The organism is Acinetobacter sp. YH12231 (assembly GCF_013417755.1).
GTDB lineage: Bacteria > Pseudomonadota > Gammaproteobacteria > Pseudomonadales > Moraxellaceae > Acinetobacter > Acinetobacter amyesii.
In genome coordinates this window covers 120,848-136,599 of sequence record NZ_VPDJ01000010.1, presented here as the reverse complement: position 1 = coordinate 136,599, position 15,752 = coordinate 120,848, and the positions used below count along the sequence as shown (strand labels likewise).

14 protein-coding genes are annotated in these 15,752 nt (G+C 40.2%); 6 read left to right on the top strand and 8 right to left on the bottom strand.

Translation table 11 applies throughout. The features are described 5' to 3' along the window. The first annotated feature begins 86 nt into the window (after positions 1 to 86). The 5 genes from FTV11_RS08090 (at position 87) to arsH (ending at position 4,863) form a co-directional block, all read left to right on the top strand. Complete coding sequence (locus FTV11_RS08090; protein WP_373685411.1) at positions 87 to 2,204, top strand: TonB-dependent receptor family protein; 2,118 nt, start codon at positions 87 to 89, stop codon at positions 2,202 to 2,204. A 113-nt stretch (positions 2,205 to 2,317) separates the two neighbouring features. Continuing rightward, on the top strand, positions 2,318 to 2,647 hold the full coding sequence (locus tag FTV11_RS08085) for a metalloregulator ArsR/SmtB family transcription factor (RefSeq protein ID WP_180026313.1): 330 nt from the start codon (positions 2,318 to 2,320) through the stop codon (positions 2,645 to 2,647). Then, a complete protein-coding gene (locus FTV11_RS08080; protein WP_180026314.1) occupies positions 2,644 to 3,117 on the top strand; it encodes an arsenate reductase ArsC in 474 nt (157 codons plus the stop codon). Before FTV11_RS08085 ends, FTV11_RS08080 begins: the two co-directional genes overlap by 4 nt. Beyond that, positions 3,117 to 4,157 (top strand): ACR3 family arsenite efflux transporter, encoded by a 1,041-nt coding sequence (gene arsB / locus FTV11_RS08075; RefSeq protein WP_180073775.1) that lies wholly within the window; start codon positions 3,117 to 3,119, stop codon positions 4,155 to 4,157. Before FTV11_RS08080 ends, arsB begins: the two co-directional genes overlap by 1 nt. Before the next feature lies 1 nt (position 4,158). Next, on the top strand, positions 4,159 to 4,863 hold the full coding sequence (arsH, locus tag FTV11_RS08070) for an arsenical resistance protein ArsH (RefSeq protein ID WP_180026316.1): 705 nt from the start codon (positions 4,159 to 4,161) through the stop codon (positions 4,861 to 4,863). 57 nt (positions 4,864 to 4,920) lie between these two features. Here the strand turns inward: arsH and FTV11_RS08065 are convergent, their stop codons facing one another. From FTV11_RS08065 to cgtA, 3 genes are all read right to left on the bottom strand, one after another. Further along, entirely contained in the window at positions 4,921 to 5,439 is a 519-nt protein-coding gene (locus FTV11_RS08065; protein ID WP_180073774.1) for a GNAT family N-acetyltransferase, read from the bottom strand. A 91-nt stretch (positions 5,440 to 5,530) separates the two neighbouring features. Further along, entirely contained in the window at positions 5,531 to 6,664 is a 1,134-nt protein-coding gene (proB, locus tag FTV11_RS08060) for a glutamate 5-kinase (RefSeq protein ID WP_078190202.1), read from the bottom strand. Positions 6,665 to 6,704: 40 nt separating this feature from the next. Further along, positions 6,705 to 7,919, bottom strand: coding sequence for an Obg family GTPase CgtA (cgtA, locus tag FTV11_RS08055; protein WP_078190204.1), 1,215 nt, complete (start codon positions 7,917 to 7,919; stop codon positions 6,705 to 6,707). A gap of 266 nt (positions 7,920 to 8,185) precedes the next feature. Between cgtA and FTV11_RS08050 the strand changes: the two genes are divergently transcribed. Beyond that, positions 8,186 to 9,382: an MFS transporter gene (locus FTV11_RS08050; protein ID WP_180073773.1), complete on the top strand. Its 1,197-nt coding sequence runs from the start codon at positions 8,186 to 8,188 to the stop codon at positions 9,380 to 9,382. Between the two features lie 50 nt (positions 9,383 to 9,432). Here the strand turns inward: FTV11_RS08050 and FTV11_RS17095 are convergent, their stop codons facing one another. The 5 genes from FTV11_RS17095 to rarD all read right to left on the bottom strand — a co-directional run bounded on the left by FTV11_RS17095 (position 9,433) and on the right by rarD (position 15,679). Beyond that, a complete protein-coding gene (locus FTV11_RS17095; protein ID WP_257218977.1) occupies positions 9,433 to 10,065 on the bottom strand; it encodes a hypothetical protein in 633 nt (210 codons plus the stop codon). A gap of 29 nt (positions 10,066 to 10,094) precedes the next feature. Continuing rightward, entirely contained in the window at positions 10,095 to 10,469 is a 375-nt protein-coding gene (locus FTV11_RS08040) for a helix-turn-helix domain-containing protein (RefSeq protein WP_125278388.1), read from the bottom strand. Between the two features lie 210 nt (positions 10,470 to 10,679). Next, positions 10,680 to 12,137, bottom strand: a complete 1,458-nt coding sequence (locus FTV11_RS08035) for a glyceraldehyde-3-phosphate dehydrogenase (protein WP_180073772.1) — start codon at positions 12,135 to 12,137, stop codon at positions 10,680 to 10,682. 711 nt (positions 12,138 to 12,848) lie between these two features. Next, positions 12,849 to 14,528 carry a hypothetical protein gene (locus FTV11_RS08030; protein WP_180073771.1) on the bottom strand — a complete coding sequence of 560 codons (1,680 nt, stop codon included), beginning with the start codon at positions 14,526 to 14,528 and terminating at the stop codon, positions 12,849 to 12,851. A 218-nt stretch (positions 14,529 to 14,746) separates the two neighbouring features. Next, positions 14,747 to 15,679: an EamA family transporter RarD gene (gene rarD / locus FTV11_RS08025; protein WP_180073770.1), complete on the bottom strand. Its 933-nt coding sequence runs from the start codon at positions 15,677 to 15,679 to the stop codon at positions 14,747 to 14,749. Positions 15,680 to 15,752: the final 73 nt, after the last annotated feature.

The following is a 15,752-nucleotide window of genomic DNA, read 5'->3' as shown; positions in this document are numbered from 1 at the left end:
ACACTTTTATGTATAGTTCAAGCAAAAAATCTCCAAAGCTTCAAAATTTCCCGCTTTTACCGCTGAGTATTGCCGTAGGTATAAGCATGGTTGCCACTATGGCTTCTGCTGCTGAAAATACAGAGGCAGCGCAAGCAGATGTTTTACCGACCATCACCATTGAAACTCAAGGGAACTGGCTAGAAAACGCCAATGAAAAAAAGGTGCAAAAGCATGCCGGTGCGCGGACCATCATTGACCGTAAACGATTAAACGAAAGCGCAGCAACATCACTAAAAGATGCGTTACGCCAAGTTCCCGGCGTTCAGGTTCAAGAAAATAATGGTACTGGCGGTAGCGATGTTTCATTAAATATTGGCGTTCGAGGATTAACCTCTCGCCTCTCTCCACGTTCAACCGTGTTGATCGATGGCATACCAATGTCATTTGTACCGTATGGCCAACCACAACTTTCGATGGCGCCTGTTTCGTTAGGAAATATAGAATCTGTTGATGTAGTCCGTGGTGCAGGTTCTGTTCGTTTTGGGCCACAAAATGTCGGCGGTATTATCAACTTTGCCACACGTAGCATTCCTGAAGACTTTAAAGGTGCCGTGGCATTAAACTCTGAATATGCAACTGGTACGGATCAGGTAAAATTAAGTCCTAGTCTGTTTGTTGGTGGAACATTTGATAATGGTTTAGGTCTTGCCTTGCTTTATTCAGGTACTAAAGGCAACGGTTATCGTGAAGCGAACAATAAAAATGACATTGATGATGTCATGTTAAAAACCGCTTATGACATCACTGATCAGGATAAAATCGCATTAAATTTCCATCATTACGATGGTACAGGTGAAATGCCTGAAGGTTTAAGCGCTGCTGAATTCGAAGTAAATCCATATCAAACGTCGCATTATCGTGACTTTTTCACTGGCCGTCGTTCAGATGTATCCCTACGTTATACACATAAAGACGACACGAACAACTTTGAACTTTTAAGTTATTACATCGATTCATTCCGTACCAGCAACCTTGAATCTACTTTAGCCAATGGCAATCATCGCTTAGATACCTCACCACGTGATTATAAAGTCTTTGCCATTGAGCCACGTTATTCACGTAGCTATAGCTTAGGAAGTACGCTGAATGAAGTGACTGTCGGTTACCGTTATATGGACGAAGAGAGCACCGAGTTCGCAGGCCGTACTGAATACGCAGCAGATGCAGAACCTGGTCAGTTTATAGCACGTACCCGTAGTGCGGGTGGCACCAAAGCACACGCTGCTTATATCGATAACCGTATAGAACTGGGTAAATGGAATATTACACCCGGCGTTCGTTTTGAATCGATTGATACGCAAAACAGTTTTAGTGCCTATAAAAATGGCGTATTACAAAATACTGTTCATCCATCAATCCAATCAGATGAATTTTTGCCAAGTTTAGCTATCCTGTATAAAGCAACAGGCCATTGGAATTTCTTTGCCAATGCCGGTGTCTCTTTTGGTCCACAGCAATATAACCAATTAGCAACAACGCAAGGCACTACAGCGGTCACCACCTTAGATGGCTTACATCCTGAAAAATCTTATAACTATGAAATTGGTACCAAATATTTAGGCAATGGTTTGAGTGCTGAATTGACTGCGTTTTATCTAGATTTTGACAAAGAACTGATTTTAGAACGTGATGCTGCAAACAATGGCATTTGGACTGACCTCGGTGCTACAAGTCATAAAGGGATCGAAACCGGTTTTAGCTATGACTTTGGACATTTAGCTGAAAATCTCGAAGGCTTAAAAGCCTATGGTAATTACACCTATACCAAAGCGGTTGCTGAAGCAGGTAACTTTAAAGGTAAAGATTTGCCATTCTACTCACAAAATGTCGCAAACTTTGGCTTAGGCTATAAATATGATGCTTGGTCAATCAATGCCGACATGTATGCACAATCTAAACAGCGTGCCCCAGGTAACCAAGATTCTGGCATCTACCAAACTGAAGAAACGGCAAATGGTAAATTGGGCGATATTCCAGGCTATTCAACTTTTGCTGTACGTACAGGCTATGACTTTGGCGGTTCGCTGCAAGGGGTTAAAGTTGCCGCTGGCATCAAGAATGTATTTGATAAACAGTATTTCACCCGTTCATCAGATGCAACCGGTGGTAAATATATTGGTCAGCCACGTACTTTCTTTTTACAAACTTCATTCGACTTTTAAACTGGTCTAAATATCAAAATCCCACCTCGTGTGGGATTTTTATTGAACAATACATATGGACATCCACATATTCATATGTGAAGATATATGTAAATCCATATAAGCAGATAAACATGGAACAGACTGAATTTTTCAAATTACTTGCAGATGAGACTCGTCTGAACATCATCATGCTGTTGGCATGTAAAGGTGAACTCTGCGTCTGTGAACTCACTGAGTACCTTGAATTAAGCCAACCCAAAATTTCACGTCATTTGGCTTTACTGCGTTCATCAGGTGTGCTGAGTGATCAGCGTAAAGGTCAATGGGTTTATTACTCCATTCACCCTGCACTGCCTACTTGGTGTACACAAATAATTGATGTCATGCGTCACCAAGAACGATTTAAAGACCTCGATTTGAATTTCCCAAAAAACACGACAACATTGTGTGACACCCTATGAATTTTTTATTTCTATGTACTGGCAATAGCTGCCGCAGCATTTTATCCGAAGTTCTTTTTAACCAGCGTACCCCTGAAGGTTTCCGTGCCTATAGCGCAGGCAGTAAACCTTCAGGACAAGTCCACCCGTTTACCTTGAAAACCCTACAAAACCTCAATCTACCGACTGAGGGTTTGTCGAGTAAAACCATCGCAGCATGTGAACAATACCAACCCGATGTGGTAATTACCGTCTGTGGTTCTGCCGCTCAAGAAGCTTGCCCAATTTACTTAGGCTCTGCCATCAAAGCCCACTGGGGCTTAGAAGATCCTTCCCATTTAGAGCTTGTAGATGAAATAAAACTTGCAGCATTTCTTGATACCGTGGCGCATATTAACCGCCGTTTAGATGCTTTATTTGCACTCGATTTTACGCAATTAAGTCGTGAAGAACTCAACCTAGAAATCCAAAAAATTTCAGAGATCCAATAATGGCTGCTGCAAAACTGTCATTTCTAGACCGCAATCTAACGCTATGGATTTTTATCGCAATGGGGCTAGGCATTGCGATTGGCGTCTATATTCCAAGTGCTTCAAGAGCTTTAAATCAACTCAATATCGGTGATGTCAATATTGCGATTGCCATTGGTTTAATCCTGATGATGTATCCGCCTTTGGCCAAAGTGGATTACAAAGCGCTGCCTGAAGTGTTTAAAGATAAACGTACCTTATACCTATCACTGGTTCAAAATTGGTTAATCGCACCTTGCCTGATGTTTATTTTGGCGATCGTGTTTTTACAACACTACCCTGAATACATGACCGGTTTGATTCTGATTGGTTTAGCACGTTGCATTGCAATGGTTCTGGTTTGGAATGATCTCGCTTGTGGGGATAACCAATACGTAGCGGCTTTAGTGGCCTTTAACAGTATTTTCCAAATTGCATTTTTTAATACCTACGCATGGTTCTTTTTGAGTTTTTTACCGCCTTATTTTGGTATAGAAGCACAAGTGATCCAAGTCAGCTTTTGGACCATCACACATGCAGTATTGGTGTATCTAGGTATTCCCTTCCTGCTCGGTTTCCTGACGCGTGCCATATTGGTAAAACAAAAAGGTCTGGCTTGGTATAAAAATCAATTTATACCCAAAATCAGCCCCATCAGTTTAATGGCATTACTCTTTACCATTGTGGTGATGTTTAGCCTCAAAGGTGCAGATGTCTTGAGCCTTCCAATGGATGTACTGCGTATTGGCATTCCCCTCACGATCTACTTTGTGGTGATGTTTTTCATTAGCTTTTTGATGAGCAAATGGATGGGTAATAATTACGCCAAAACCACTGCCATATCCTTTACCGCAGCGGGTAATAATTTTGAACTTGCCCTCGCTGTTGCCATCGCCACCTTTGGCATTGCATCTCCGATTGCATTTACCACGATTATTGGCCCATTGGTTGAAGTGCCTGTGCTTATTGCATTAGTGAGTGTATCGCTATGGTTAAAATGCAAATGGTATAAAGAGAACTAAAATGAAGCTCCCCAATATTCAACTAGATCTACTTGAAACACCGCGTTTTGAACAAGTTCAAGCTAAAGCACTTGAACATCCGCCACGCATTCTGCTGCTATATGGCTCTAACCGTGAACGCTCATTTAGCCGTTTAACGGTATTGGAGGCGGGTCGAATCCTTGAACATTTTGGTGCAGAAGTCAAAATCTTTCATCCTAAAGGTCTTCCTCTGCCTGAAGATGCTGAAACATCACATCCCAAAGTTCAGGAATTACATGAATTGCTTACATGGTCAGAAGGCATGGTTTGGTGTTCGCCAGAACGACATGGTGCGATGAGCTCTATATTGAAAGCACAAATTGATTGGATTCCTTTAGCGGCAGGTGCCATTCGTGCTACTCAAGGTAAAACGCTGGCGTTAATGCAAGTCAGTGGCGGTTCTCAATCCTTCAATGCTGTTAACCAAATGCGCATCCTTGGGCGTTGGATGCGGATGATCACGATTCCAAATCAATCTTCCGTTGCAAAAGCATTTTTAGAGTTTGATGAAAATGATCGCATGAAACCTTCCTCCTATTACATTCGCATTGTCGATGTGATGGAGGAATTATACAAATTTACCCTACTCACACGTGGTCAATCTGCCTACCTCACAGATCGCTATTCTGAACGAGTTGAAAGTGCGGAAGAACTCTCTAAACGAGTTAATCAAAAGAACCTTTAATGAAAAACTCCTGCATCTGTACAGGAGTTTTGGTCTAAAATATCCATCCGTTTCAACTTAAACTAATAATTTATAAAATAACGTCGTTGAATCTATTGTACCTGTATGGCTCAATGCAAATTGCGGAATGATCCCAGCTTTTATAAAGTTAAATTTTTCATATAGCTTTTCAGAGACATCGCCTGTACGCGTATCAAGTACAAGTAATTTCAAGTTCAAATGTTTTGCTTGATCTTCTGCAAGTGTGAATAGTTGATGAGCAATGCCTTTTTGACGTGCCTTTGGATGCACCATAAGTTTTTCAATCTCAGCAGGATGCAGTGCATTGGCTTTGGTGGCACGAACCAATTGTACTGTGCCCACAATTTCACCGCTTTGTAGCGCCGCCCACAAAAAGGTTTTATGCTTTTGAATATCCTTTGTCACAGCAGACCAATATTCATCATAGTGCGACTTAGATTCTTTAGCTAAAAAACCCAGTGATGCACCATCTTGCACGCATTGTGCCAATAATTCACACAGTTGAGCCTGCTCATCTTTTAGATCTTGAATGTTTAAATATTGAATTTCGCTCATATTCTTCTCCTCTTATTACTATTTTTATCGCTATATTCAAATGACATGCCATAAAAAATCCCGCTCGGAAGCAGGATTTTGATCTTTCAATTTAGTAAATTGACATATGATTGCGATGGATCATTTCAAGTGATCGGGCTTCCCCTAAAACTTGATGAACTTTATCGGAGGCCAAACCTTTGACGATTTCTGCCGAACGTGAACTGAAGTTTACACGACCAACGGCAACACGATGACCTTGTGTATCGACACATTCCACCACATCACCACGTTCAAAATGCCCTTCAACTGCTTTCACACCGACAGGTAATAAACTGCGGTGATTATCACGAATGGCTTTGACTGCACCATCATCAATCACCAAACGTCCAGCTGTTTGTAAATGTGCAGCTAACCATTGTTGATGGGCTGTGACACGGTCATTATCCGTAATGAATAAGGTACCGAGTAATTCACCGGCCATCACACGTGAAAGCACATTGTCGCTATCGCCGCTCGCAATGACTGTTGGGCAACCTGACTTGGCTGCCAAACGTGCCGCACGAACTTTGGTCAACATACCACCACGACCGAATTTACCGCCGCCGCCAGCCATATCGAATAATGATTCATCCATTGCGCGTACTGTATGGAACAGTTTTGCATCTGGATTGGAACGAGGGTCAGAGTCAAACATGCCTTCTTGGTCAGTTAGAATCACCAAGAGGTCTGCATGAACCTGTCCAGCCACCATCGCAGCCAAAGTATCGTTATCGCCAAAGCGGATTTCGTCAGTCGACACTGTGTCATTTTCATTGATCACAGGAATCACACGCCAATCAATCAAATGCTGCAAAGCATCACAAGAGTTCAAATAGCGACGACGGTCTGCCAAGTCATCATGCGTTAACAAAACTTGTGCTGTGCGAATCGAACGTTGTTCTAATACGCTAGACCAAGTATGAATTAAGCCCATTTGTCCAATGGCAGCACAAGCCTGTAGACTGGGTAGATCTGTGGGTCGGTTGTCCAAATTCATACGAACCATCCCTTCAGCCACAGCACCGGAAGACACAAGAATGATCTCGTGTCCTGCATTGTGTAGTTCTGCAATTTGTCCCGCCCAATGCGAGATTGCATCCAGATCTAACCCTTTTCCGTTTGCTGTGAGTAGTGATGATCCGATTTTAACAACGATACGTTTACAACCCTTGAGCTGACGTTGCCCATCTACCACTTCTATCATCTTGTCCTCAGACTTGTTTGCTTTGACACTTATTCAGCAATTAACGTACGTAGTACGATTCTGCCTCATCATCACCGTCTTCAAATTCATCATCAAAGTCTTCACCTTGACCTGCCAGACGTTGTTGACGACGCATTTCACGATATGCTTCTTTCGCAGCAAGCGTTTGCTCACGTGTTTCAGCTTCAAGCTGATCACGGAACGCTTTAACTTCTGCTGCATATTCAGGATCTTCAGTTTCGCGTTCGCGCTGTTCTTCAATTTGATCCATCAGGTAGTACACAACGTCTTTAGTACCTTCAAACGTTAAACCTGAAGTTTTGAATACAGGGCCTTTCCACTGCAACTCTTCGAGAATGTGATCACACCATTCATCACGCGTTTCAGCCGCCAATTGGTCTACTTTATTGAGTACCAATACAACAGGTAATTTTGAAAGCGTTGGGGAGAATTTTTTCAACTCTTCCAAAATTGCTTTTGCATTGTACGCAGGGTCAGAACCATCAATCGGTTGAACATCTACGATGTGTAATAAAATACGTGTACGTGCCAAGTGTTTCAGGAATCGAATACCTAGACCTGCACCTTCTGCAGCACCTTCGATTAGACCCGGAATATCCGCCATTACAAATGAGCGGTGACTATCGGCATCAACCACACCTAGGTTTGGCACCATAGTGGTAAATGGATAATCTGCAACTTTTGGTTTTGCTGCTGAAACTGCACGGATAAAGGTTGATTTACCTGCATTTGGCATACCCAACAAACCAACGTCTGCGAGTACTTTTAATTCAAGACGAATTTCACGATATTCGCCTTTTGAGCCGTGTGTACATTTACGTGGAGAACGGTTGGTTGAAGATTTGAAGTGAGTATTACCCAAACCACCTTCACCACCTGCTGCCACTAACACACGCTGACCGTCAGCCACTAAGTCGCCGATGATATCGCCAGATTCTGTATCTACAATTGTTGTGCCCACTGGAACGAGCAATACGGTATCTTCACCGCCACGGCCTGAGCAGTTCGCTCCACGACCATTTTTAGCACGTTCTGCACGGAATTTACGTGTATAACGATAATCTACTAGGGTACTTGTGTCGTTGTCGGCTTGAACGTATACGTTACCGCCACGACCACCATCACCACCATCTGGACCACCAAATGGTACGAACTTTTCACGGCGAAAACTGGCTACGCCATTGCCACCGTCGCCAGCCTCTACGGTAATGACTGCTTCATCAACAAAGCGCATATTGCCAATCCTCTAAAAACTTTAAAACCGCCTATTCTGCCATATTTGAAAGAATTTCTCGACTATATTTATTCACTATTCCATGAAGATCATGCATTTCAAGCAGATTTTTTTTGAGCTTGTATCAAAATTTTAAAATTACAATCCAGCTTGAATTGATCGTCTGATGTACATATAGCTCGCAACGCTAAGTTGGTTGTTTTTTGTTATTTCTGCTTGTCGTAACATCTTCATATAGTGCAATTCTTGCAATCAGAGTTTTTGTTATGTCAAATCCTAAGGAAAGGAATACTATCAGTCCATTGTCATCACAATTTGTTTTATTGATGGCACTTGCTTGTGGTCTATGCGCAGGATCAGCATATTTTAATCAACCGCTTATCTATTCGATTGAAAAAGGTTTAGGCATTAGCACCAGTGAAGCTGGTTTGACTGTAGTGATTGCACAAATTGGCTATGTTTTAGGTTTAATGCGCTTGGTCCCACTAGGTGACTTTTTAAATAAGCGCAAACTCATTGTTAGCTTAATGGTCTTTGCTGCTCTTTCTCAGATTTTATTATCGTTAAGTAGCAACTTAAGCACGCTGTATCTATTTACCCTTTGTGCGACGTTTGGCGCAATTTCGGCACAAGTCCTAATTCCTTTTGCATCGAGTATTAGCCCACCCGAATCCAGCGCAGCCACTGTAGGTAAACTCATGAGCGGCTTGGTCATGGGCATCATTTTATCGCGAACATTTGCAGGCTTTGTATCGACCTATTGGTCCTGGAATGCTGTGTATTTCACCAGTGGTATCATCACTTTAGGTTTTGCGATGATCATGTGGAAAAAACTTCCGAACACGACGCCGCAAGCAGGTTTAACAATGATAGGAATTTACCGCTCGTTGTTTATCATTGCTCAAAATAATCCACATCTGATTCGTCGTGCCTGTGCTGGTGCTTTGGGTTTTGGTATTTTGTCGATGATTTTTACCTCTATGACTTTTGTCTTAGGCAGTGCGCCATATTACTTTACTGATTTTGAAATTGGTCTGTTTGGCTTGCTTGGTGTGATCGGGATTTATTCATCAAGTTGGTCGGGTAAAATTGTGGGACAAGGTAGAGAAAACTTTGTAGCAAAACTCTGTATTGCTTTGATGTTTTTCTCAACTATCCCTCTATTTTTTGCCCAGCAAAATATCGTGATTTATGCGATTGGCGTACTCATGGCATATTTTGGTTTAACAGCATTTCACGTGCTCAATCAAAATTTGGTCTATCGGATTGATCTTAAATCCCGTTCGCGAATTAATGCGGTGTATATGACGATTTACTTTACTGGTGCAGCTATAGGTTCACTCGGTGCAGTATATGCCTGGCAGCATTTTGGTTGGATGGGTTGTGTGATTCTAGCTTTGGTTTTTTCGATTGGAATTTTACTGATTGATCGGTGGGATTTTAATAAGATGGTTAAAAATTAAGTGTTTTATGAGGAATAAATCGAATGGTTTATTCCTTTTCTCATTACTAATTAAAAATTTAATGTTTTTCGATATAACGCATATTCGTACATCTCCTCAATCAATTCATCAAGTTTTTCAGAAAATGCTATCCTAAAAAACTGATGATAGATTTCCTCATTATTTATTCCATATATATGCGAGTCAATTTTGCTAGCAAGCTCACGATATTCGTCGATCAGTTTTCCTAATTTTTTATTATCTTGATTAAAATTTATAAAACTCAAAGCATCATTTATATTTTGCCTTAGGGGACTTAAAGAACCCCATATCCTTCTGATTTCACATGGCTCGATTTTAGGACCTAAAAATTTTTTTATCATTTCATTATCTAATTCATTTAAATAGTTATTAAGTACAAGCGCTAGAAGCTTATTAGTTTGAGCTTTATATTCCTTTAAATAAATTATTAAATCTTTAGATTGAGCAGCAATTAATTCACTGCCTTTTTGCTCTCGCCAATTCGTGTAAGTCATTAAGACCGCTATTGGAGCAAATATCCCCGCCGACCAAAGCAAAAGATTTGTCGCTAAAGTAATATCAACTTCTAAACTTTTAAAAATTGCATAAATAGCGATGCATAAGGTTAAGATAATTGCGTAGACTGCTAACACTGTCGCAATCAAATTTTCTGATTTTTTCATCTATTGCTTCCCCAAAAGCAATTTAATTTTTATTTAGTAACACGCTCTTTATTTTCCAAAATCTCTGGCAAACTGCGCTCTACCCAGCCAATCAAATAGTTTATTTTTTCTGCTGCTTGCGAACCGGTAATGGTCAATTGATATTCCACTTTGGGTGGCACAACCGGATACACCGTTCTTAAAATAAAACCATCTTGCTCCAGCATTTTTAAGGTTTGCGCCAGCATTTTTTCACTGACCCCTTCAATTCGCTGTTTCAGCTCACTAAAGCGATGTACACCTTCACTTAAACAGCGCAATACTAGCACTGACCATTTATTGGTGAGATGTTCCAGTATTTCACGGGATGGGCATTCATTAGATAGCACCTGTCCCAACAATGGACTGATTGCATACTTGGTCATTGAAGAGTTCCTTTCTTGATCACGGTTTTTAGTTATTACTTACTATTTTTAATGTACTTACCATTTGTAAGCTAACAGATTCATATGAGCGTATCAAGGTGAATTTTCCATCAATTAATGTATATGATTTTATTAAGCTGATTGGCCAACTTTATTTTCCACAATAAAAAAGAGCCTCAAATGAGGCCCTTTTTTTACAGCGCGAACTAATTAAGCATTAGTTTCAGCAGGAACTTTTGGATAGCTTACGCCGCCCATTTGCTCAGCAATACGCAATACTTGGCAGCTATAACCTACTTCGTTATCGTACCAAACATAAGCAGTTAAACGGTTACCAGAAGTGATTGTCGCTTGAGCGTCAAATACACCTGCGGTACGTGAACCGATAAAGTCAGACGATACAACTTCAGTTGAGTTTGTATAACCGATTTGACCTTGAAGGTTAGAGTTGATTGAAATTTGGCGAATGTATTCATTCACTTCTTCACGATCAACATCTTGACCTAAAGTAAGGTTCAAAATTGCAAGAGATACGTTTGGAGTAGGTACACGTACTGAGTTACCAGTCAATTTACCTTGAAGAGCAGGAAGTGCTTTAGCAACAGCTTTAGCAGCACCAGTTTCAGTGATTACCATGTTTAAAGTAGCAGCACGACCACGACGGTCAGCTTTATGGTAGTTGTCGATCAAGTTTTGGTCGTTTGTGAACGAGTGAACTGTTTCAACGTGACCATTGATCACTGTGTACTTGTCATTTAACACTTTAAGTGTTGGTGTGATCGCGTTTGTTGTACAGCTTGCAGCAGAGATGATTTGATCTTCATCAAGGATGTCAGCTTGGTTCACACCGTATACAACGTTCTTCATGTCACCTTTACCAGGTGCAGTTAGAATTACACGTGCAGCGCCAGCGCATTTAAGGTGCTGTGCAAGACCTTCAGAATCACGCCATTTACCTGTGTTATCGATTACAAGTGCATTGTTAATACCGTAAGCAGTGTAATCAACTTCAGATGGGTTAGACGCATAGATCACTTTGATGAAGTTACCGTTAGCAATGATTGCTTCGTTTTCTTCATCAACAGAAATCGTACCTGCGAATGGACCATGAATAGAGTCACGACGTAACAAAGACGCACGTTTTTCTAAGTCACCGTCAGATGATTTACGAACAACGATTGCTTTAAGGTTAAGACCACGGCCTAAACCAGATTGGCTGATCATCAAACGTGCAAGGATACGACCAATACGACCGAAACCGTAAAGTACAACATCACGGTTTTCAACGTTAGTTGCATTGCCTTCAAGTGATTTAACAGCGTCAGCAACGAATGCGTCAACATCACCGCCTTTTTCTTTGAACTCAACAGCAAGTTTGCCAAGATCAATTTCAGCAGTACCGATGTTTTCGATTTTCGCTAAAGCTTCAAGAATTGGGAAAGTGTTCACAACTGAAAGTTCAACGTCAAGTACGCGAGTACGACGATGCGCTTTAAGAATTTGGATAACCGAACGGTTAATTAAAGAACGACCGTATACTGTAGCTACGATGTTTTTTTCACGATATAACTGACCCACTAGGGCAATCATACGTTCCGCGATTTCTTCACGGTTTTTCCAGCGACCTTGGTGCTCTGCATGTAGGGCAACGATAGTGTCTTTGCTCACAGATACGTCCTCTAATTAATTGTAAATCTAAGCATAAATTTCAAAACCCCACAATTGTAATGGAAAACTGAAAATTAATGAATCTAAAAGCAGATTTGGACAAGGTTATTTTGTTATATATTCACTATCAATTTTCAAAATAATCATGATTAGTATTATGATTTTATAGCCGAAAGTTGAAAAACCGGCTTTTTCGCAGATTTTTGTCACAAAATTTCAAATGTAGTTTTATCAACCAGATCTCAGCACATTTAGCTCAAAGATGAACGAATATTTATATTTTTCAAATTGTGCTGTTTTTTTATTTTGCTCAATTTATAGTATTTTTACTGATGTTAAGCTCGTAATAATAATTTCACATTTTTAAATGATTTTTAAAACTATTCGACGGAGTCTTACATCTGAGGTTTGAATCAAGGGTTTAGCCTTCAGCTGGAGGTACTCTTACGAAACGTTGTTTCTCATTTGGCAAAATGAGAAGCATGCTTCGTAAGGAAACAATCTTGCGGAGCAATGCTCCTCACCGCAAAACTCGTTCACTACCGTCAATTTATTCAAAGTATCGCAAAAACATTTTTTATTAGAAGTAACCTTATCTCAGACAATTGCGGATGACATTACCGCGTATCGTTCTTTTATTTGAATCAAATTACGCCTCTAATGTTACTGCCTAACATTAGTTTTAAAGTCAGATCAATATTTAAAATTCTGTTAATTTTTCAGATTCTCAGCAAACTTTTCCAGATTAAAATCAAAGAAATTTGCACTCAGCTCTAATATTTTCGGAAGTGCATTTAAACTATTCTCTCCAGCACTAATCGCAAAATATCTCTGATCACTAAAAGATCGCACGTTTAAGGCATTTTCACATGGCTCAAAATCGAGATTGACGAGCTGTGACGCATGTTCCTTCAGCAACATTAAAACCTGCATATAAGTTTGTCGTTTTTTTTGCTGCTGCGCTTTTAAAGCATCGGCTTCAAGGCTTTCATAATCCCCTGTTTTCGTCATGCGTTTGGAAAATCCAACATGCGCGCCATGGGTACCCATATTTTCTACAGTTGCTTCTGTAGCAAAGATCTTCTGTTGATCATCGACCGACTGCAAGAGCGCCTTCAGCGCCGTATGAATTTGCTGTGACTGATGATGATGAAACTCCCACTCATCTTCGTTTTGAACATTAAAAATGTGCGTACACCGTTTCAACAACAGTACTTGCCAAGCCTGTAGTTGAAGTCGCAGTCGTTTCAACTCCAAACTTGCCTCAAACTTAGGGCAACTACTCAAGACATTTAGACTCGTGATGAGCTTTTGAGATATTTGCATGCAATGAAAAAAGACAAAATCATGCTGTATCTGCTCACTTAGTTGAAATTGAACAGTCTGATGTAATGGCTTCAAAATCAATTCATTGAACTGCTGCTCAAAAGCAGGTAAAACCGTCGCCAATTGTTGAGTGGCATCCTCTACATGCAGCATCAAAAGTAGATGCTTATCTACCCGTATATGGAGTTGCTGCATTAAATTTTGTAGATCTAAATGTATAAAACCTGCAATGGATGCTAGCTTTGACACTTGAATTTTTAATTGTTCTATTTGCTGATTCTCTAAAGCAGTAGTTAAATCTATGGCCACCCCATCAAAAACGTCGTCTGCTAAAGCGTCATTGTGCTTTGTCGATAAAAACCGTGTAGCGGAATAGTGCGTCGTCCAATCTAAATCAGGCGACAAAATATAAATAAACTCAGATGTTTGTACGATTTGTAAATATCTCGTTTTTTGTTCACGCTTTAAATAGTATTTAAAAATCGGATGTTGCCAAATCTCAGACGATTTCGGGATAGTGGCATCAAAAAATTGCCCCAACATATGTGACTTTAAGAAAATTTCGATCAAGAAAATTTTGACTTGCTGGGCAGTGAGTTCACGTGCATCACTCGGCGCAATCAAATCCATTTCACGGATGATTTGTGCAGCATTTAAAATGAAATGCCGATGTAATACGTTTTTTTCATGCTGTAATTCAAAATCTTCTTCGGCATCTATTTTATTGATATAGGCTAGGTTTTCTTCTAATTTTTGCGCAACTTGAATACTCATTGTCAATGTTCGAAGTTCTTCGAGCTGTGTTGCCAAATACTGTGCATGCTCACGCATGACATCATATTTTAATACTTTCATCAACATGCCCAAATTCATCGGCACATCAAGTTGATACGACCGTGATGAAGACTCCCAACGAATACCTTTTGGCAATAACACCTGCTGTATCTGCGCTAAATTGGATTGATCAAGATCAGTGCATACTTCAGACACAATACTCCGCCAATGCTGATCCAACACAGGCTCTAGCTGTAAAAGTTTAGCGCTTAGATGAAATGGGACAACCACTGACTGCTTCCTGTATCTTGGTTTTTTAATCAATCTTTTATCGATTTCAGTTTATTTTTATCTAAAATAAATATTTTTGTACACCATCATTCAATACTGTTCTTCCTAAACAATGAATTGAATCATGGCGTGTTTTAGTTTTCTAAGTTTAAGATTTTCTTAAAAAACAGCAAGTGTTAATTGTGAACTGATCAATTTATCGTACCAATATTTTCAGTCTAAGAATCGATTCGATCATTTAACGCTTTTACATTTTTAGCTAACGCACGTTCATTTTGCTTTTGTTTAAACAGATGCAAGATGCCTTCTATCACCAATAACAACACTGCACCCCAAATTGGAATATAGGTCAGCCATTCTTCGGCTTCTACTCGCTCTCCCAATGCGATCGATGCAAATGCTAACAACACAGGTTCTAAATAACTCAACAAACCAAAAATCACAAATGGCAGATAACGACTCGCCAACATATAGCTACCTAAGCCAAGCGCACTCAGAAAACCAAGTCCTAAAACCGCCAAAATCAGATGCGGGAATAACGACATCAGCGCTAAACTATCGCTATGAATAAATCCTAAATAAAATGCTACAGGCAGAATTAAGCAAAGATCCCACCAAAAACCACCCAAATGATCGGTTTTAAAGGTACGACGAAAAAAGAAATAAATTGGATAAGCCACAGCGACATAGACAGTTTCCCACGCGATACTGCCAATACGCCAAATTTCGTGGCCGACCCCTAAAATTGCCAATGCCACGGCAGCCATCTGCCATTTAGACAGCTTTTCTTTATACAGTACACATCCAACCAGAACCATCACTAAGGGCAATAGAAAATACCCTAAAGATACTTCTAGCCCTCGGCCATTAATTGGTCCCCACAAAAACAACCAAAGCTGTGTAGTACATAAAAATGAACTAATGATTAACCAAATGAGAAAGATCGGTTGCTTGACCACACGCCAAAAAATTTCACTAACTTTGTTTAAATCTTTCATCCACCACATAAATAAAGTTAAAAATGGCAAGGTCGCTAACATGCGCCATGCAAATGTTTGCTCGCTATCTAGAGGTTTTAAAAAGATGGTAAAGAAATACAAAATACCAAAAGTGACCGATGCCAATACAGACAATGCAACGCCTTTATACATCTTCCACTCCAGTCCAAAATACACCATAAATTTGATATTTTGCTTGATGAATCAAGCTTTTCATCTGGACATT

Bases quoted from the DNA above. Each gene is read 5' to 3' on its own strand.
- FTV11_RS08090 (WP_373685411.1), top strand. From the start codon at position 87: ATGGTTGCCACTATGGCTTCTGCTGCTGAAAATACAGAGGCAGCGCAA.
- FTV11_RS08085 (WP_180026313.1), top strand. From the start codon at position 2,318: ATGGAACAGACTGAATTTTTCAAATTACTTGCAGATGAGACTCGTCTG.
- FTV11_RS08080 (WP_180026314.1), top strand. From the start codon at position 2,644: ATGAATTTTTTATTTCTATGTACTGGCAATAGCTGCCGCAGCATTTTA.
- arsB (WP_180073775.1), top strand. From the start codon at position 3,117: ATGGCTGCTGCAAAACTGTCATTTCTAGACCGCAATCTAACGCTATGG.
- arsH (WP_180026316.1), top strand. From the start codon at position 4,159: ATGAAGCTCCCCAATATTCAACTAGATCTACTTGAAACACCGCGTTTT.
- FTV11_RS08065 (WP_180073774.1), bottom strand. From the start codon at position 5,439: ATGAGCGAAATTCAATATTTAAACATTCAAGATCTAAAAGATGAGCAG.
- proB (WP_078190202.1), bottom strand. From the start codon at position 6,664: ATGATAGAAGTGGTAGATGGGCAACGTCAGCTCAAGGGTTGTAAACGT.
- cgtA (WP_078190204.1), bottom strand. From the start codon at position 7,919: ATGCGCTTTGTTGATGAAGCAGTCATTACCGTAGAGGCTGGCGACGGT.
- FTV11_RS08050 (WP_180073773.1), top strand. From the start codon at position 8,186: ATGTCAAATCCTAAGGAAAGGAATACTATCAGTCCATTGTCATCACAA.
- FTV11_RS17095 (WP_257218977.1), bottom strand. From the start codon at position 10,065: ATGAAAAAATCAGAAAATTTGATTGCGACAGTGTTAGCAGTCTACGCA.
- FTV11_RS08040 (WP_125278388.1), bottom strand. From the start codon at position 10,469: ATGACCAAGTATGCAATCAGTCCATTGTTGGGACAGGTGCTATCTAAT.
- rarD (WP_180073770.1), bottom strand. From the start codon at position 15,679: ATGTATAAAGGCGTTGCATTGTCTGTATTGGCATCGGTCACTTTTGGT.